Source organism: Serratia sp. HNCC26DJ206 (genome assembly GCF_057180605.1).
This window is the reverse complement of record NZ_JBXUGP010000001.1, coordinates 60,235-79,199: the sequence shown is the minus strand read 5'-3', so window position 1 is coordinate 79,199 and position 18,965 is coordinate 60,235. Positions and strand designations below refer to the sequence as shown.

Genomic DNA, 18,965 nt, shown 5'->3' with positions numbered 1-18,965 from the left:
CCCTTAATAAGCTCAGTTAATCGTTATGCGGCCACGTCCGTCAGACGCTGTTCACGGTTCAACGTTTGTAACGCCGAGACATCCACAATCAACGCGACGCTACCGTCCCCCAAGATAGTTGCGGCGGAGATCCCAGGGATTTTGCGGTAATTGCTTTCCAGGTTTTTCACCACCACCTGATGTTGGCCGATCAACTGATCCACCAGCAGCGCATAGCGGCGACCGGCGCTTTGCAGGATCACCACAATCCCCTGCGTGGCCTCGCTTTTTGCTCCGTCCACGTCAAATATTCGGTACAGCTCCACCAGCGGCAGATATTCACCGCGCACCTGTAGCACGCGTTCCCCTCCGGCCAGCGGATGTAAATCCTCTGCCTGCGGCTGGAGCGATTCCATCACCGCATTCAGCGGCAGAATAAAGACCTCTTCATTCACCTTGACCGACATGCCGTCGAGGATCGCCAGCGTCAACGGCAGCAGGATACGGATTGCCGTGCCCTTGCCCGCCTGCGAATGAATCTCAACGTGGCCGCCCATTTCCTGAATGTTTCTTTTCACCACGTCCATGCCGACACCGCGGCCAGAAACATCGGTCACCAACTCGGCGGTGGAGAAGCCTGGGGCGAAGATCAGCATGCCCACCTCGTCATCCGTCATGCTGTCGCTCACCGGCAGGCCTTGCGCAGCGGCTTTCGCCAGGATTTTCTGACGATTCAGACCTGCACCATCGTCGGTAACCTCAATGCAGATATTGCCCCCTTGATGTTCAGCCGACAGGATCAGGTTACCCACTGCGGGTTTGCCTGCCGCCACGCGTGCCGCCGGTTCTTCAATGCCGTGATCCAGACTGTTGCGCACCAGGTGCGTTAAAGGGTCGATAATGCGTTCGATCAGGCTCTTATCCAGTTCGGTGGAACTACCCCGCAGCGTCAGATCCACCTGTTTATCCAACTTGCTGGCCAGATCGCGCACCAGACGCGGGAATCGGCTGAACACGTATTCCATCGGCATCATGCGGATCGACATCACCGACTCCTGCAAATCACGGGCATTACGCTCCAACTGGCTCATGCTGTTGAGCAGGTCACCATGGTTAACCGGATCCAGCGAGCCAGAGCGCTGCGCCAGCATTGACTGGGTGATCACCAATTCACCCACCAGATTGATCAGTTGATCAACCTTTTCTACCGCCACGCGGATGCTGCTGGATTCACTGGCTTTGGCGCGCGCTTTCGGCGTTTCTGCCACCGAGGAAAGTTGAGCCACTGCGGCAGATAGCTCTTGCGGCTCTGGCTCGCTGGCGGTTGTGATCGGCAGCGCTGGCTTGGTGAACGCGATCTGTTCCGGCTCCAGCACAAAACACAGCACCGCGCTGATCGCCTCTTCGCTGGCTGAGGTCAGCAGCGTCACTTCCAAACTATTTTCGCTCTGCTGCGGGTTCTGCACTTCCCCCAGATTGCCCAGCTCTTCCAGCATCAACGGAATTTCGTTCGGCTTCAGACTGCTCAAGCAGATACGCACACCCTCTTCGATCGCCGCGGGCACGAAGGTTGCGGTTTCTACGGCCAGTTCCGCTGCGGGCGCGCCCTGCTGTTGTGCTTCCAAAGCCAGTTGCCGCAGTGCCTGACAGATAGTTTCAAAACTTTTGCTATCAGGCTGTTGCGAGGTTTTATAGGCATCCAGTTGTTCCTGCATAATGTCTTTGGTTTCCAGAAACAGGTTGATAATCTCGGTGCTCAAACGCATTTCCTGACGCCGGGCACCGTCCAGCAAATTCTCCAGCAGGTGGGTGGTTTCCTGCAGGATGGAGAAACCGAACGTGGCTGCACCGCCTTTAATCGAGTGCGCGGCGCGAAAGATCGCATTCAGCGGCTCAATATCCGGGGCCGATGGATCCAACTCCAGCAGGTGCTGTTCCATATCGGCCAACAGTTCGTCTGCTTCATCGAAAAAGGTCTGATAAAAAGCGCTAATGTCCATGCTCACGGGGTCACCTCGGCGGTAAGTCACGGTTAGTCGGTAAAGTGGCGGCAGGTGCGGCCGGGATCGCCGTTGTCGGCCCAGCAGCGCTGGCAACGGGAGCCGCAGGTTCGGGCGTTGTCACGACATCCTCTGGCAGCAGTGACTGTACGCCTTCGGGCTGACTGATTTCCGTCGCGTTGCTCTCCGCATTTTCCTGCTCTATGTTCTGCTGACTCTCTTTGTTCAGCACCAGGATCGTGATACGCCGGTTGATAGCATCATCAGCACCGTGCGCTTTCAGGCTCATGGTCGATGCCATGCCAATCACGCGCAGTACTTTTCCTTCGGCCAGACCACCGCCAATCAACTCACGCCGTGAGGCATTGGCGCGATCGGCTGAAAGCTCCCAGTTGCTGTAATAGCGCTCACCGGTGGCATAGGGCAGATCGTCGGTATGGCCCGCCAGGCTGATGCTGTTCGGCAAATCGTTCAGCATCGGGGCAATGGCGCGCAGGATATCGCGCATATAGCTTTCAACCTGGGCGCTGCCGGTCTTGAACATTGGTCGGTTCTGGCTGTCGATAATCTGAATGCGCAACCCTTCGTTCATCATGTTGATCAGCAAATGCGGGCGCAGCGTTTTCAGGCGTGGATCGGACTCAATCAGTTCGTTCAGTTTTTCGCGCAGCTTGTTTAACCGCAGTTTCTCTGCCTGTATTTCAGGTGAATCCACCTGCTTTTTCACCAACCCTTGCTGCTGGGTAGGATCGTCGCCCCCTCCGGGGATCGGGCTGCTCTCGGCGCTGCTTTTGTTGCCACCGCTCAAGGCCACTTTCAGTGGCGTGCGGAAATATTCGGCGATCTGCGTCAACTCTTGCGGGCTGGCAATCGCCAACAGCCACATCACCAGGAAAAACGCCATCATCGCCGTCATAAAATCGGCGTAGGCAATTTTCCAGGAACCACCATGATGGGCGGCATGCTGGGTTTTACGCTTTCTGACCAGAACAACCGGGTGATTTTGCTTCATGCGTCCTGCTCTTCCGTCTCTTGCGGCGCTGGCGCTTTCACCCGGCGCACATGCTCTTCCAGTTCTACGAAGGAAGGACGCTCGCTGGTGTACAGCGTTTTACGACCAAATTCGACCGCGATCTGCGGGGCATAACCGTTCAGGCTCGACAACAACGTCACTTTGATGCACTGCATCATTTTGGTGGTTTCTGCGCTTTTCTGGCGCAGTAGTGAAGCCAACGGAGAGACAAACCCATAGGCCAGCAGAATGCCGAGGAACGTCCCTACCATGGCGTTGGCGATCAAGGCACCCAACTCGGCGGCCGGGCGATCGGCCGAGGCCAGCGCATGAACCACCCCCATCACAGCGGCAACAATGCCGAAGGCCGGTAACGAGTCGCCGACCATCGCCAGGCTGCCCGCAGGCACTTCGCTTTCCTGCTCAAAGGTTTCGATCTCTTCATCCATCAACGCTTCTATTTCAAATGCGTTCATGTTGCCACTCACCATCAGCCGTAAATAGTCGGTAATAAATTCCACCAAATGGTTATCGGCAAGGATGCGTGGATAATTAGAGAAGATTTCACTTTCCTGCGGATTATCGATATCGAACTCGAGGGATAACATGCCCTGTTGGCGGGATTTGGCCAGTAAGCGATACAGCAATGCCATCAGATCCATATACAGATCTTTGCTGTATTTTGAGCGGCGCATCAGTGTGGGAATGGCACGCAGCGTGGATTTAATCGCTTTACCGTTGTTGCCGACGATAAACGCACCCAGGCCTGCCCCACCGATAATCAGGAACTCTGCCGGTTGATAGAGCGCGCCAAGATGGCCGCCGACAATCATATAGCCGCCAAATACCGCCGCCAGCACCACGAGATAACCCAAGATCACTAACACACATATTCCTTAAATTCACAGAATGGAAGCTGAGGTCAGCATGGAGGAATGACACAGTCGCAGCACGGGCCATTCCATGGCCCCGGTGTGCCGGGCTCCTGCGTTTCACTGCTGTTTTTTGGTTTCAGCAAGTCTGCATCAGACCGCGCGTTTAACCTGCTCGCCCAGCAGTTGAGGAGTAATATCGGCCAGTTGCGGAGAAAGTTTACGTCTTTTTACTGCGCGGGAAGGAGGTTGGCATAAACTGCAGACAAAGCTGTTAAGTGGTTGGTAGGCATGGGTGATGAAGGTGCCGCTACAGCAATTACAGGCGGAGAGTTGTAACATGCCGCTGTCGACAAAGCGCACCAGCGTCCAGGCGCGGGTCAAAGCCAGCAGTGGCGCTTCACCCGGTTGCTGCGGGCACTGCTCCAGATACAGGCGGTAGGCTTTGATAACCGCGTCCACACCCCGACATTGCCCACTTTTCAGCAGGAATCGATAAGCGTTGTAAAACATTGATGAATGAATGTTTTGTTCCCAGATCATAAACCAGTCGGTTGAAAACGGCAGCATGCCTTTAGGTGGCGGGCTGCCACGTAACTCCTTATAAAGTTTTATCAACCGCCCGCGGCTGAGTTGCGTTTCGCTTTCCAGCATCTGCAACCGCGCGCCCAAAGTGATTAACTCCATGGCGAGTTGAATGTCTTTAGCTTCTTGAACAATACTTTTATCGCTCATAATCAGGCTCTTTTCTTCGTCGAGCTACCGCTTTTAGCCGATAACCCTTGCAGTAGATGGCTTGATAGCAAAATACCCGTGTGGATTTGTTGCAGGTCGTCCACTCGGGACTCTTTGGTCAGGCGTTCAATAGTATTGTGATCGTTGAAACGGAAATGGCAGACCAATTGATTGGTTTCTGCCAATTTGACCATTTGTGGCAACGTGAGTTGCGACAATGCATCGGCCATGGTTTCATCGATCCCCAGGCGGAACATTGCAGACGCCTTCTCATCATTTATTAGCCGTTGCGCTAAAAGTAAATAGGATAAGTTGATATCATAAATATGTTTAAGTAGTTCCGACGTGCCCATATTTTTCATCCCGACAGACTATGTTTAAAAACATACGCTGGGTGATAAATTTATCGCCCGTGACTTGGTTTATCCCTAAGTTGGCAAACAGATCTCTCCATGCCAGCCATGGCAGTGCTGAAACCTACTCCATTAGGGCTTTACTCAGTATTCGATATGTATCTAAATCAGAATGTCCAGATAGACAACCACTGGGTTTCATAGTGTTTCCATCATGAAACTATTTTACAAATTGATAAGATTATTCCCAGCTGAAATATCACTTTACCTCTGAACCTTGAGCATACACAACTTGGGTTACCTGCCATTTTAAAAAAAATGCAATACATATCACAAAAATAAAAAATATTTTAACCTGGCATCAACAGGCAGGATGTTTTTTGAACTATTTTAGCTCAAAAAGTAACCATAGATAGAAAATAATCTTAAAAACAACCTTTATTCGCTAAAAAACACTCTTTTCTAGATTAAATCGAACAAAAGCTTTACCAAAGTCAAATGACAGAGCAAAAATCCAAAAATAAAGAATAAGTACTTTTAAAACAAAAAGTTAATGTGTTTTAATGAAATTATAGAGAGAGGCTACCGCTTGAAAACTGTAGGATTTATCGTCCGCCTGTCTTCACTCAACATGGAGAAAACCCGCACGGCTTCCATTTTTCAGAGGATTATCATTTATAAGATGTGAAATTTTTACCTTTTAACAAGAAAACAAAGGTAACTAAATGTTTCAATTAAAGGAAAAGTACCACTACCATGCAAGAACAGTTTTAGGCGAAAAGCCCCAGAAGATTGTCATGAAAGCAATGTGAAATTTTATCTTATTTTTATTATTTTCATATTAATTCTACTTTCAGGTAAAAGTCATAACATCTCACTTCTCTTAATAAAAAAACAGTGCAGATTTAATTTTATTTCACTACTTTCCTAATTAACTAATAGGCTCTCTTCATGTGTTTTCACTGGCATGCATCAAATAATTTGAATAATCTGTTCGGTAAATTATATAATACGAATCATTTCCACTCCGCAATAAGCTGACTTATCGTTATCTGTATCTGACACCGTCATTCCAATGGTAGTATTTCTCTTCTGGAGCCATTATCCAAAAGGGAAAATGACACGCTAGCCTAACAAATCTTGTTGGGGGTGGTTATCAGGCCAGAAACCCGTCGTGATAAATGTCACTGCACTGGCAGTTTAAACAAGATCGCAGCAGAGCGGTGCTCCGTGTCGTTTAGCTTATAAGCTGGCCTCAATGATGTTTAAAGGCAGAATCCTCGCCTAGACGCAGACCAGATGCAAAATGACCGAAAAAAACCTCTGGACTGTTTTTAAGATAATCCCTAATTAATGTTTTATGCACTCAGGAATATTGCCGACATGACCATCACATATTATCATTCTCTGTGCGCTAACAACGCCATGAGGGATATTTCGTTGCAGCGCGATCCGTTTGTTCATTTTTCTTTGTTTGTGTCTGGCGGCGCATCTCTGCTCACGGTTATCCCGTAAGCAGGTGATGTTTTTCTTTACCGGCTTAAAACAATTTACAGGCTATATTTCAACCATGACTCATACCATCGATTATCTGATGACATTTCGTAAATGTTCCAGTTTAGACAGCCTAGAAAAAGTCTATGACAAGCTAAATTACTCCATAACCAATGATAGTGAAATGAGTAGCATGTATCGCGCAGCCGATCATCGCCGCGCAGAATTGGTCTCAGGTAAGCTGTTCGACTTAGGAAAAGTACCGAAATCACTGTGGGCACAGGTTCTTTAATTTCCCGCTATTACGCGCGCTTCTTTTTTGTCTTTTATGGCGGATTTTCTTGCCTGGCTCAAGATTTGCTGTCGCGCGTGATACGAAACACATTTATTGGACTGCCAAAGCTCTACCCTTTTAGCACGTAATCGAGCTATAGGAGTCGAACATGGGATACCAGAACGTGTTGGTAGCGGTAGCAGTGGCTGCAGACAGTCACCGGCTGGTAGAGAAGGCTGTTTCTATCGTGCGCCCTTATAATGGGCAAATCACGCTGGTGAGCATGATCGCCAATCCCGAGATCTATAACAACTTCGCGGGCCCGATGCTTGGCGACCTGCGTGCGTTGATGGAGGAAGAGACGCTGCTGTTTATGGAGGAGCTACGGCTGCGTACCGATTACCCCATCCACAATACCCGGATTATCCACGGCGAACTGGGTGACTGCCTGACTTATGCCAACCAGCGGCAACCTTTTGACCTGGTCATTTGTGGTAACCACAGCGACAGTATGCTGAACAAAGTCACCTGTTCTGCCGCGCGCTTTATTAATACCAGCAGCATTGATGTGTTGATCATTCCACTGTAACGGATTGGCAATCGCAGTATCATTTTCCAGCCTCCTCATTGATAATCGCCAACAGCAATTATCACGCAAAAGGCATCAATTCTTTTATGGTGCAATACTAACTCACGACAGTAAATGGCGATAAGGTAAGCTCGTGAAGTGATAAATTATTTCTCTTTAGAATGAAAGCGCCCTGCTGGCAATAAGCCTATGCGCACATATCGTAATTCCCCATTGCTGCATATTGGTTAGACTGATAATCCTACTCTGTCGCCAAGGAGCACCCGATGTCTCAGCAACAGCACCAGAATCGCCGCTTCGTTTTAGCTTCTCGTCCGCACGGCGAGCCACACGCAGAAAATTTCCGTCTGGAAACTACCGAAATACCACAGCCCGCAGCAGGACAATTGTTGCTGCGCACCGTCTACCTTTCGCTCGATCCTTATATGCGTGGCCGTATGAGTGATGCTCCCTCTTACGCGCCGCCGGTGCAAATCGGGCAGGTGATGGTCGGTGGCACGGTATCCCGCGTCGTCTCATCACAGCACCCTGATTTCAAAACCGGAGATTGGGTATTAGGTTACGACGGCTGGCAAGACTATGCGTTGTCAGAAGGACAAGGGCTGCGTAACTTGGGGGCCAAGCTCGATCACCCTTCCCGCCTGCTTGGTGTGTTGGGTATGCCGGGGTTCACTGCTTACATGGGGCTGTTGGACATCGGCCAGCCACAGGCAGGGGAAACCGTGGTGGTTGCCGCTGCCAGCGGTGCCGTAGGTTCAGTGGTGGGCCAGATTGCCAAATTGAAAGGCTGCCGCGTGGTCGGCGTTGCCGGTGGTGAAGAGAAATGCCGCTATGTTGTCGATGAACTGGGTTTTGACGCCTGTCTCGATCATCGCTCCCCCCATTTTGCAGAGCAACTGGCCACCGCTTGCCCACAAGGTATCGACGTTTACTATGAAAACGTCGGCGGTGCGGTATTCGATGCGGTTATCCCCTTACTTAACACTAAAGCGCGCATCCCGGTCTGTGGCGTAATCGCCCAGTACAATGCCACCGGGTTACCCGATGGCCCAGATCGGTTACCACTGCTGCAAAGCCTGATTCTGCGCAAACGTATCAAAATGCAGGGCTTTATTATCTTCGATGACTACGCCCCACGTTTTGGTGAGTTTTTACAGCAAATGGAAGAGTGGGTCAGCCAGGGTAAAATCAAATTCCGTGAAGATGTGGTAGAAGGATTAGAGAACGCCCCTCAAGCCTTCTTTGGCCTGCTACAGGGGAAAAACTTCGGCAAGCTGGTGATCCGCGTGGGTGAAGAGTAACGGCATGATCAGGGCGCTCTTGCGCCCTGAGACAATCCATCGGATATTACCGTTCGTCAGGCTTTCTTCACCGTCTGATAAATATCAAGGTCAAAATATCCATCGGCTTCGTTGTCGTTGAGATAGTGTTCGTAGCAAACGCCGTCTATCGGTTGATAGCCGCTTGCAGGCAATTCCTTCTGATAAAAATTGCCCCATGCCGCCTCAAAATCGCCGTCAGTGATCCGCACGTGGTAGATCGCATACTCCCCGGCCGGTAAAGTTTGTATAGACAGCGCTTCACTGCCCACCGGTAACGTAAAATCTTCTGCGACGGTCAATACCACATCGGCACGCTGCCTTTCTGGGGCGACTTCAGCGGGATCGTCCCAGTACAGCACCAACCATTTCCCCGTAGGGATCCCATGCTGTTTTTGCCATGCCATCAGGCGCTGGCATCCTGGTGGAATGGATTGCGCATAAGGCCCGATAACCCGTAACCCCACCACCTTTTCTGCTGCCTTCTGTTCAATTCTTATGGCCATCACCCTTTCCTTTTGTCATTAGTGGTCAGGAACCAATTTCGGTACGCACATCCAATAGTTCCGGGAAAAAGGTCAGCTCCAAGGCTTTTTTCAGAAAACTGACGCCGCTGGAACCCCCGGTGCCTGATTTAAACCCGATGATTCGTTCCACCGTTTTCATATGGCGAAAACGCCACAGATGGAAACTCTCTTCTATATCCACCAGCTTTTCCGCCATTTCATAGGCTTCCCAGTGAGTTTGTGGATGATCGTAGATCTGTTTGAACACGGGTAACAAGTCGGGATTACGCTGATAAGGTTGCGTCCAGTCGCGTTCAATGCACGCCTGCGGAATGGGTAAACCCTGGCGGGAGAGGTAAAGCAGGTATTCATCGTACAAGCTGGGCGCTTCCAGCAGCGTTTTTAACGCAGCATGTTTTTCTGCATCAGCGCTGAATACCGCCAGCATCGCCGCATTCTTATTACCGAGCAAAAACTCAATTGAACGATACTGGTGGGACTGAAAACCCGAGGAGTTACCAAGTACCCCACGGAACTCGACATATTCCGATGGCGTCAAGGTTTCCAATACCGCCCACTGCTCAAACAGCAGCCGCTGGATTTGCTTCACCCTGGCCAGGATTTTAAAACAATGACTGAGCTTATCCTGCTGAACCAACAGCCGTGCGGCCTGTAGTTCGTGCAGCATTAATTTCATCCATAATTCAGACGTTTGATGCTGCACGATAAACAGCATCTCGTCATGATGCTGAGGGTTGGAAAGAGGTTGTTGGCAGACCAGTAACTGATCCAGGCACAGATAATCGCCATAGCTCATGCGCTTGGAAAAATCGGTGACAATGGTGCCTTCTAATTCCCGCTGATTCATCTGTTCTCTCCCTGCGCTCCGCAGTGTGGAAACGCGCTGCTGGTTAGCAAAACGAGAGAAAACAATAGTCCATTTTTGTAACACACACGTAACAATCAACCAAAGATGCCTTGCAGATCACATGCCGGTTTATCCTTGCGAGCTAAACGCATTGGATCCTTTACTTTTTACCCGGCATCATTCTGATCAAGGTGTTATCCAGCATAATGTAGTGATGAAACAGCGCCCCGACCGCATGAATACCGACAATAAAGTATCCAACATCCGCAACCAGCTCATGGATTTCCTTCAGATTATGCTGCATGTCGGTATTCGGCAGGCCCGCAACCGGCATCGGATATGAGAGAAATGACCATTCCACGTTGCCATAATATAGCGACAACCCCCCCAGCAGCGGTAGGCAGATAAACATCAGGTAGAGAATGCCATGAGTCGCTTTGGCCAGGCGAATCTGCCAGCGTGGAGGCGGTGGTATGATCTCCGGGTCTTTATAGGCAAACTTGAGGGCAACACGCATTAACATCAGGATCAGTACCGTAATCCCAAAGGTATAATGCAGCGTTTTCATCCACTCCCTCATATTGCTGCCCTTAGGGGCAATCCCTTTTAGCTCCATCACGGCATAGGTGAGTGCCACCAGAATAAAAATCGCCCAGTGGAAAAAGATCTGACTCGGTGCAAACTTACGTTTCATGCTCCCCCCTCTCGTCTCAATATTCAATCTACGCCTAATATAGCCCTGTTAAGTTAAATCCACATTAAGAGCCAATAAAAAGCTATCACAGCCTATGGCGATCACCGGGAGAAATTCGCATCCAGAGACGAATTATTATCAAATTCGCCTTTAGATACGAATAGTTGACAAATTCGTCTCTGGATGCGAACTTACTGTGACGATTTCCTCTCTTGCTGGCCAACAAATGAAAGCACAAATCAGCGTAATCACCGGCGATTTGGTGAATTCGCAGCAGGTTGATACAGCGAGTTACATCGCCCATCTCGATGGTTTGCTCTCAGAACTGCAACAGGCCAAGTACCTGCAGCAATACGACATCTTTCGCGGTGACAGTTTCCAGCTAGTTTCGAAGCCAAACCAGGGATTATTTCTGGCAGTGTATATCCGCATAGCACTGCGGGCGGTAGATGCCGTTCATTGGGATGCTCGGCTAGCGATAGGCCTGGGAACCCGGCAGACGAAAAACGCCGGTTATGGCAGCGCATTCCTCAACTCTGGCAACTCTCTGGATAACATGGCAAAAAATTGCTATCTGGCTCTGAAAACCGACAATGAAAAAATCAACGTTATTGTCAGCGATCTACTGCCGATGTTAGATCATGTCATTGGCCGCTTGTCACAGACCGAAGCTAAAATTGTCCAGACCCGAATGTTTACCGACACCAACAAGGGCGTAGCGACAGCTTTACAGAAAGCCACCTCAACGATATCTGCCACCTTAAAACGAGCGGCCTTCGAAGAGATCATGCGATTTATCACGGCGATAAACAGGATAACCTAATGATGGATTTAACCTACGCCCCACTGTTGATCTGGCTGCTGGTCGTGCATCTGGTTGCCGACTTTCCCTTACAGCCACTCAGTTGGGTCAAGGATAAAGCCCAAAATCGCAGCCGTTCACGTTTCCTATTGTTGCATGCCCTGCTACATGGTGCGCTAGCAGCCTTTGTCATCTCTGTATTTGGATTGCTGCACGGCAGGTTATCATCGCTAGACGTGTTGAGTACTCTCCTGATAATCAGTATCAGCCATTACCTGATCGACTTGATGAAAGTCACTTGGCTCACCCGTATGAGCCCGGTAGGCAGTCTTTTACTCGATCAGAGTTTGCATCTGGCCGTTATCCTGTGTCTGTGGCTGTATCTCAGCCCCAATGCAGGCATATTGCTGTATACCGCATGGCAGCAGATTTCTGGTTGGCAACTTAGCCTGATGCTATTGGCCTATCTACTGATTTATACCCCAATGGGTATTCTGATTGGGCAGCTACTGGCGCACTGGGCACCGCAAATGCCGCTCAGTGCCAAAGCCGATAATGATTCGCTGCTACGCGCCGGTAAACAAATTGGTTATCTGGAAAGGACGTTGATTCTGACGTTTGTGCTGATTGGCCAGATACCGGCCATCGGTTTTCTGCTGGCAGCAAAGTCTATTTTTCGCTTTGGCGATCTGCGGCAAACAGGGGATAAAATGCGTACCGAGTATGTACTACTCGGTACGCTGTTTTCTTTTACGCTGACCATTATGTTAGGTCTGCTGGTGAAGAAACTGTTATAGCCACTCCCCGAAACGGCGGATGTAGAAACGTTTCATCAGCTGTGCTACCACACAGTAGCTAACCAGCGTTGCCGCCAACCAAGGGAAGTACTCCCAAGGCAACGGTTGCAGCCCAACCCAGGCCCCGAGCGGTGAGAACGGGATATAGATACCGAGCGCCATAATCAGCCCGGTGGTCAGCAACACGGGCAACGCTGCCGTGCTCTGGATGAACGGGATCTTCTGGGTACGTAACATATGTACCACCAGCGTTTGTGATAACAGCCCTTCAATAAACCAGCCAGACTGGAACAGCGCCTGATGCTCTATGCTATTGGCGGCAAACACAAACCACATCAGGGCATAGGTACTGATATCGAAAATAGACGATGTTGGCCCGATCCACAGCATGAAACGACCAATGTTCTTGGCATCCCACTTACGGGGCTTACGCAGGAACTCTTTGTCCATCTTGTCCCACGGCAGCGACAATTGGGAAATGTCATACATCAGGTTCTGCAACAGCAGGTGGATCGCCAGCATCGGCAGGAAAGGAATAAATGCACTGGCTACCAAGACCGAGAACACGTTGCCGAAGTTGGAACTGGCGGTCATGTTCAGGTATTTGATGATATTACCGAAGGTTTCACGCCCTTTGATCACCCCTTCTTCCAGTACCATCAGGTTCTTTTCAAGCAGGATGATGTCGGCCGACTCTTTAGCAATGTCAGTACCGGTATCAACGGAAATCCCCACGTCAGCATCGCGCAACGCTGGAGCATCGTTGATGCCGTCCCCCAGGAAACCGACGGTATGGCCGTTGGCTTGCAACATCTTCAGCACGCGTGATTTCTGCAACGGCGTCAGTTTGGTAAATACCGTGCGCTGTTCTACTTCACGCGCTAGCCGAACATCATCCATCTGTTCGATTTCCAAGCCCGAAAGCGGCTCCCCTGGCTCCAGCCCAACATCACGGCAAATCTTGCAGGTGATCACCGGGTTGTCGCCGGTCAACACTTTCACCGCTACGCCATTTTCCTGTAATGCCGCAATCGCTTCCTGTGCACTTTCTTTCGGCGGATCGAGGAACGTCAGCAGCCCTTCAATCACCAGATCGCGTTCGTCCGCCACACTGAGTGGCAGCGTGCAACCTTCATGTCCCAGATCGCGCGTGGCCAGCACCAGCACGCGGAAACCATCTTCGTTGTACTCGCAGGCCAGCGCCTGCAAAGCAGCGCGGCGCGCATCATCAATCTCCAGAACCTGCTGCCCTTCGCGCACATGGGTGGCGATTTCCAGCATCTCCTCCACCGCCCCCTTGCAGATCAGCAACTGACGCCGTTCTTCATCCTGTACCACAATGGATAGGCGGCGGCGCACGAAATCAAACGGCAGTTCATCCACTTTGCTGTAGCGCCCAAGCGCTTCAACACCCGGTTTACCACGCCCGAAGCGGATCACCGCCTGATCCATCAGGTTTTTCATACCGCTTTGATGGAAACTGTTCAGCCAGGCCAGATGCAGCACATGATGATCTTTGTTGCCGTTCACATCCAGATGATGCTCAAGGATGATACGATCCTGCGTCAATGTGCCGGTTTTATCGGTACAGAGTACGTCCATCGCGCCAAAGTTTTGGATAGCATTCAGGCGTTTGACCACCACCTTGCGGCGCGCCATGGCAATAGCGCCTTTCGCCAGGTTGGAACTGACAATCATCGGCAGCATTTCTGGCGTCAGGCCAACGGCCACTGCCAGTGCAAACAGCGCAGCTTCCGACCAGTCCCCTTTAGTGAAACCGTTGATCAGCAGGACAATAGGCACCATCACCAGCATAAAGCGGATCAACAGCCAACTGACGCTGTTCACCCCACGATCAAACGCGGTTTGCGAGCGGGAACCGACGATCGACTTCGCCAGAGAACCGAAATAGGTGCGGCCACCGGTCGCTACCACCACTGCCGATGCGGTACCGCTGGCAACGTTGGTGCCCATCAGGCAAATGTTCGATAGTTCAAGCAACTCAATTTCGCTGGAAGCATCGATTTCAGTCGATTTCTGGCTGACGCTACCCAACGCGTCATATTTCTCGATCGGGATCGCTTCCCCGGTCAAGATGGCCTGGCTGATAAACAGATCGCGGGAACTGAGCAAACGCACATCCGCTGGCACCATATCCCCAGCAGAAAGTTGGATAATGTCGCCCGGTACCAATTCACGAATGGGGATTTCCACCGCCAAGGCTTGAGCGCTGAAACTGCTGCGGCGTAACACCGTGGCGGTAGTACGCACCATCGACTTCAGCGATTCGGCAGCTTTGTTGGTACGGTATTCCTGCCAGAAACGCAGCAAACCGCTCAGCGTCACCATCACCAGAATGATGATCACACCGGTGAGCTCAGTTTCTTCACCGTGCCGGGCCGGTAGCCAATAGTCGGTAAAGAAACTGATCGCCGCCAGCACCATCAAGACAAAAATAAACGGGTTATTAAACGCGCTGACTAATTGCACCAACACATGGGGAGCTTTCTCATGGGCCACCTGATTGGTGCCAAAGTGTTGCAAACGCTCTTGTGCATCTTCCTGGGTTAATCCAATGCGGCTACAGTTCAGATTTGCCAGCGTCTGATCGAGGCTGTTCTTTGCCTCAAGCGCGATGGCATAAGGTTCGCGGCTTTTATCACGGCGACGTGTTTTTTCTTTAATATAGGTCATAACACTATTCCCTTATTTTACTCTGCGCACAGGGTGACCTCGCCCGTATTGACAGGTGAATATACGCAGAGTGGAATTTATTGAATTAGCGCTGTTAACGTCATTATTATTGCGTTAACAACGCAGAATAATAAAAGCTCCGGGGTGATCGTCCATAATGGCTCCTTATCACCTTATAGGTGAATGTTGATAATAATTAAACGGGCAATTCAGAAGCGACACGCCAATGCACCGCACTGACGCTTCTTTCCAGACTGACGCGGCAGACAATACTTTCAATATCTTTCTGTGCGACCGGATTAGCGATAATTTCCGCACACACCTCTAATTGACCAGGAATGGCAATATCGGCACTGCGTAGCGATTGTAATCGTAATGCCACACCGTTCAACGCCTGTAGAATTAACGTACGCACCAGGATTTCATCCTGTTCGCCACAGGTTACCAGAATGCGGTAACGCAATTCCAGATCGACCGCCTGCTGCTGCGGTTGCAGATTAATGCGCTGCGCCGCTTCCCGTAGCAGAATATTGGCACATAGGATAACCAGCGTTGCCAGTACGGCTTCCCAGTGTTGGCCCAAACCACACAGCACGCCGATCGCCGCAGAGCACCACAGGGTGGCTGCCGTATTCAACCCACGGATATTGAGGCCTTCACGCATAATGACACCGGCACCGAGAAAGCCGATCCCAGAGACAATTTGCGCGGCAATACGCCCGGCGCTGGAAGGCTCAGTGGTGACCGAGCTCAAGATAAAGACCGCAGCACCGGTCGCCACCAATGCATTGGTACGCAAGCCAGCCATTCGTTGGCGCCATTGCCGCTCGGCGCCAATAATTGCGCCCAGGCTCATCGCCAGTAATAAATTCAAGACAAAAGGAGTCATAGCCATGATCTTCCCCTTAATAAACAGCAGGAGGGTGAATCATGTGCTTTTAAGCACACGCGAAATTGCGCTGAAAATAAATCAGCGGATTAGCGTTTTAGTGCCTGGAGGGAAAAGGCTGTGGCGATGCAATACCATAATAATATCCGAATCAAATCTCCCGAAGCGATTTAGCTTCAGGTACAACAGTGATGTTCGGGTTGGCACAACTCGGAATAACTTGAGAGGGGTGCTGCCCGCCGTGTTCGGCAAGCAACAAATCAGAAGGAGATCGGCCAGCTTGCCTTAATTATTTCGCTGCTACTACAACTGTCCAATTGATTTTCTCCACTGAAATTTTGCAGGGAGTATAGTTACGTAAAGTGATGAAGTAAAGAATAGTTTATTAAACGAATATTAAACTGAATATTCTCTTTATTTCATTATATCTATTGTCGGCAACATACAATATATGATGCTCCTCACCCCAGTTGCTGCTGTAACCAATGCAACAAGGCTTCAACTGCAGGCGTCAGGCCCGTGGCATGCGGCCACACCAGATAAATATCGTTATTTCCCAAGTGCTGAGCCGCCGCCAACGGCACCAGACGGCCCGCAGCAATCGAATCACTCGCCAGCACCGTTTTCACCAGGGCAATACCAAATCCCTGTTCGGCGGCGCGGATCAACAGGCCGGCATCGTTGAACAGTGCCACTTGCTGGCCACCGCCAGCGTATCCCTGCGCATGAAACCAGACATGCCAGGGCATAGCATCATGTTCAAGTAATGGAACCTGTGCCCCAACAACGCGAGAAAAGGAGCCCTGCCATTGTAAAGCCAGCTCTGGGGTAGCAACGGGCACCACTTCCCCTGTAGCAATACGCTGCGCCTGCACGCCTGACCAAACACCATCTCCCATGCGGATCGCAGCATCAAAACCCTTGCGCGATAAATCCTGTACCGCCAGTGAAGCATCAATATCCAGTGTGATCCCAGAGCAAACGCGATGAAAAGCCGCCAGCCTGGGCAATAACCAATAATGAGCAAAGGAGGGTAGCACGCTGATGCGCAGCGTCTGGCTTGCCGCAATCCGTCTGACGCGATTGACACCTTGCTGCAAGGCTGACAATGCCGGTTCGGCAACGGCCAACAGTTCGCGCCCGGCAGCATTCAGGCGCACTCCGCGTCCGCTGCGTTCAAACAATGGGCAGCCGATCGCCTGTTCAAGTTGTTGAATTTGCTGGCTGACAGCGCCATGGGTCAGATGTATCTGTTGCGCAGCCGCGCGCAGATTTTCCAACCGAGCGGCAATGATAAAGGTCGGTAAAAAATGAATCGGCAAACGATCGTTCATAATTGGTTAGCCTTACTATCACAAAAGGTTATTTTTCATCGATATCAGCACCAATGCAAACTCTCTATGGTATAGCCCTACATTACCTGTGTACCAAGGACAAGCTATGCACCCTCGTTTACAACAAGATCTTAACGATTTCCCCCGTATACTCGACCACGCCAGCCAACTGGCACAAAGATTTCTCGCCGGGCTGGAGCAGCGCTCTGTATGTCCACCATTGGCTGAACAGCAGCTTGGAACCGAGGATAATATCCTGGTGGAAGAAGGCCATGGCGCTATGGCGGCCCTGGATAATTTCTGGCAGCGCTATGCCGCTGGATTCTCCGGTAGCGCCGGTCCACGCTACTTTGGTTTTGTCACCGGCGGTGGTACTCCGGCAGCTTTAGCGGCCGACTGGCTGGTTAGCACAACCGACCAAAATAGCCTACTTAGCCATGACACCATTGCCGCAGCCATTGAATTAGCCACGATTGAACAGCTAAAAACCCTGCTGCATCTGCCTGCTGACTTCAGCGGCAGTTTTGTCAGCGGTGCCACCATGGCAAACTTTGTCGGTATCGCCATCGGCCGTCAATGGCTTGGGCAACAGCACGGGGTTGACGTATCACAGCAGGGGCTCGCAGTCCTAGGCCCCATTCAGGTGCTTTCAGCCAATGCCCATTCCAGCAGCGTAAAAGCCCTCAGCATGCTGGGTATCGGGCGTGATGCGCTGAAAAGCATCGCCCGGCAGGCTGACTCGGAAGCGATCGACATCGCAGTATTAGAGCAACACCTTGCCGCAACGCCAGGTAAACCCACCATCGTATTGGCCAGCGCCGGTACGGTGAATACCGCCACCTTTGACGCTCTATCTAGCCTGCTGGCGCTACGCGAACGCTATCCATTCTGGCTGCACGTTGATGCCGCATTCGGTGGCGTAGCCGCCTGCTCCCCTCGTTATGCGCCTCTGCTACAAGGCTGGCAGCAGGCCGATTCGATCACCGTGGACGCTCATAAATGGATGAACGTCCCCTATGACAGCGCCATTCAGTTTACCCGCCATCTGGCGCTGCAAATGCAGGTTTTCCATAACCATTCGGCTTATCTCGAGGCCCCAACGTTGCGCCCGGATAACTATCTGCACCTGACACCCGAAAACTCACGGCGTTTTCGTGCCCTGCCGCTATGGATGGCATTGAAAGCCTATGGCCGCAGCGGCATGCAGGAGATCGTTGAACGTAATATCACGCTGGCACGCCGCTTGGGGGATGGATTAGCGGCCAGTGAAGGCTTCTGCCTGCTGGCCCCCGTAAACCTGAACATCGTCTGCTTTGCCTTAACGGAAGTTGAAGGTGATGCAGAAGTCGCGCGCGATCGTTTTCTTGCACGTTTGGACCAGCACGGCGTGGTACGTTGTACCCCTACCCACTATAACGGCCAGCCGGGCATTCGCGCTGCGCTGGTGAACTGGATGACCGAGGAGCGGGATATCACTCTGGCACTGGAATCGATGCAAACCTGTCGGCCAGAAGTCGCTTAATCATTAGAAAAGACAGCGTTGTGTTACCGCAACGCTGTGTTGCTCAAAGCTGCAACGTTGCCAACGGGATCCTAATCTTTCGACGTAAAGCACCCGTTTTATCAACATCACGCTGCCAGCGCCTGCCTAAGCCACAACAATAAGCAAAATATTTTTATCTTAAAACCGCCACCATAGTTTATAAAATTCAATATGTTGTACAATTAAATCACGGTTAAAGCACAAAAATCGC

General features: G+C 51.0%; 17 protein-coding genes. 6 read left to right on the top strand and 11 right to left on the bottom strand.

Annotated features, from left to right (window positions below):
- Positions 1-23: 23 nt before the first annotated feature.
- The 5 genes from cheA to flhD form a co-directional block, all read right to left on the bottom strand.
- Entirely contained in the window at positions 24-1,985 is a 1,962-nt protein-coding gene (cheA, locus tag AC2A1E_RS00385) for a chemotaxis protein CheA (protein WP_484382056.1), read from the bottom strand.
- Between the two features lie 4 nt (positions 1,986-1,989).
- Positions 1,990-2,991: a flagellar motor protein MotB gene (motB, locus tag AC2A1E_RS00380; RefSeq protein WP_484382055.1), complete on the bottom strand. Its 1,002-nt coding sequence runs from the start codon at positions 2,989-2,991 to the stop codon at positions 1,990-1,992.
- Positions 2,988-3,878: a flagellar motor stator protein MotA gene (gene motA / locus AC2A1E_RS00375; RefSeq protein ID WP_473190887.1), complete on the bottom strand. Its 891-nt coding sequence runs from the start codon at positions 3,876-3,878 to the stop codon at positions 2,988-2,990. Before motA ends, motB begins: the two co-directional genes overlap by 4 nt.
- A gap of 138 nt (positions 3,879-4,016) precedes the next feature.
- Entirely contained in the window at positions 4,017-4,598 is a 582-nt protein-coding gene (gene flhC / locus AC2A1E_RS00370) for a flagellar transcriptional regulator FlhC (protein WP_473190886.1), read from the bottom strand.
- Positions 4,599-4,600: 2 nt separating this feature from the next.
- Positions 4,601-4,951, bottom strand: a complete 351-nt coding sequence (gene flhD / locus AC2A1E_RS00365) for a flagellar transcriptional regulator FlhD (RefSeq protein WP_473190885.1) — start codon at positions 4,949-4,951, stop codon at positions 4,601-4,603.
- A gap of 1,570 nt (positions 4,952-6,521) precedes the next feature.
- On the opposite strand from flhD, the gene ydgT reads away from it, so the two are divergent.
- The 3 genes from ydgT (at position 6,522) to AC2A1E_RS00350 (ending at position 8,609) form a co-directional block, all read left to right on the top strand.
- Entirely contained in the window at positions 6,522-6,737 is a 216-nt protein-coding gene (gene ydgT, locus AC2A1E_RS00360) for a transcription modulator YdgT (RefSeq protein WP_473191550.1), read from the top strand.
- A 151-nt stretch (positions 6,738-6,888) separates the two neighbouring features.
- Positions 6,889-7,308 (top strand): universal stress protein UspC, encoded by a 420-nt coding sequence (gene uspC / locus AC2A1E_RS00355; RefSeq protein WP_473190884.1) that lies wholly within the window; start codon positions 6,889-6,891, stop codon positions 7,306-7,308.
- A 266-nt stretch (positions 7,309-7,574) separates the two neighbouring features.
- Positions 7,575-8,609 (top strand): NADP-dependent oxidoreductase, encoded by a 1,035-nt coding sequence (locus AC2A1E_RS00350; protein ID WP_484382054.1) that lies wholly within the window; start codon positions 7,575-7,577, stop codon positions 8,607-8,609.
- Positions 8,610-8,665: 56 nt separating this feature from the next.
- Here AC2A1E_RS00350 and sbmC read toward each other — a convergent pair whose 3' ends face one another.
- From sbmC to AC2A1E_RS00335, 3 genes are all read right to left on the bottom strand, one after another.
- Entirely contained in the window at positions 8,666-9,133 is a 468-nt protein-coding gene (gene sbmC, locus AC2A1E_RS00345; RefSeq protein ID WP_484382053.1) for a DNA gyrase inhibitor SbmC, read from the bottom strand.
- Between the two features lie 25 nt (positions 9,134-9,158).
- Positions 9,159-10,001: a tryptophan 2,3-dioxygenase gene (gene kynA, locus AC2A1E_RS00340; RefSeq protein ID WP_484382052.1), complete on the bottom strand. Its 843-nt coding sequence runs from the start codon at positions 9,999-10,001 to the stop codon at positions 9,159-9,161.
- Positions 10,002-10,161: 160 nt separating this feature from the next.
- The gene (locus AC2A1E_RS00335) at positions 10,162-10,695 is read right to left on the bottom strand and encodes a cytochrome b (protein WP_484382051.1); all 534 of its coding nucleotides are present in this window, start codon (positions 10,693-10,695) and stop codon (positions 10,162-10,164) included.
- Positions 10,696-10,921: 226 nt separating this feature from the next.
- Between AC2A1E_RS00335 and AC2A1E_RS00330 the strand changes: the two genes are divergently transcribed.
- Both AC2A1E_RS00330 and AC2A1E_RS00325 read left to right on the top strand, forming a co-directional pair.
- Positions 10,922-11,518: a hypothetical protein gene (locus AC2A1E_RS00330; protein WP_484382050.1), complete on the top strand. Its 597-nt coding sequence runs from the start codon at positions 10,922-10,924 to the stop codon at positions 11,516-11,518.
- Between the two features lie 2 nt (positions 11,519-11,520).
- Positions 11,521-12,294 (top strand): DUF3307 domain-containing protein, encoded by a 774-nt coding sequence (locus tag AC2A1E_RS00325; protein ID WP_484382230.1) that lies wholly within the window; start codon positions 11,521-11,523, stop codon positions 12,292-12,294.
- Here the strand turns inward: AC2A1E_RS00325 and mgtA are convergent.
- The 3 genes from mgtA to AC2A1E_RS00310 form a co-directional block, all read right to left on the bottom strand.
- Positions 12,289-14,988 (bottom strand): magnesium-translocating P-type ATPase, encoded by a 2,700-nt coding sequence (gene mgtA, locus AC2A1E_RS00320; RefSeq protein WP_484382049.1) that lies wholly within the window; start codon positions 14,986-14,988, stop codon positions 12,289-12,291. The genes AC2A1E_RS00325 and mgtA overlap by 6 nt on opposite strands.
- Before the next feature lie 196 nt (positions 14,989-15,184).
- Positions 15,185-15,883, bottom strand: coding sequence for an MgtC family protein (locus AC2A1E_RS00315; RefSeq protein ID WP_459399010.1), 699 nt, complete (start codon positions 15,881-15,883; stop codon positions 15,185-15,187).
- 455 nt (positions 15,884-16,338) lie between these two features.
- Entirely contained in the window at positions 16,339-17,214 is an 876-nt protein-coding gene (locus tag AC2A1E_RS00310) for a LysR substrate-binding domain-containing protein (RefSeq protein ID WP_484382229.1), read from the bottom strand.
- A gap of 103 nt (positions 17,215-17,317) precedes the next feature.
- Between AC2A1E_RS00310 and AC2A1E_RS00305 the strand changes: the two genes are divergently transcribed.
- Positions 17,318-18,733: a pyridoxal phosphate-dependent decarboxylase family protein gene (locus tag AC2A1E_RS00305; protein ID WP_484382048.1), complete on the top strand. Its 1,416-nt coding sequence runs from the start codon at positions 17,318-17,320 to the stop codon at positions 18,731-18,733.
- Positions 18,734-18,965 lie beyond the last annotated feature (232 nt).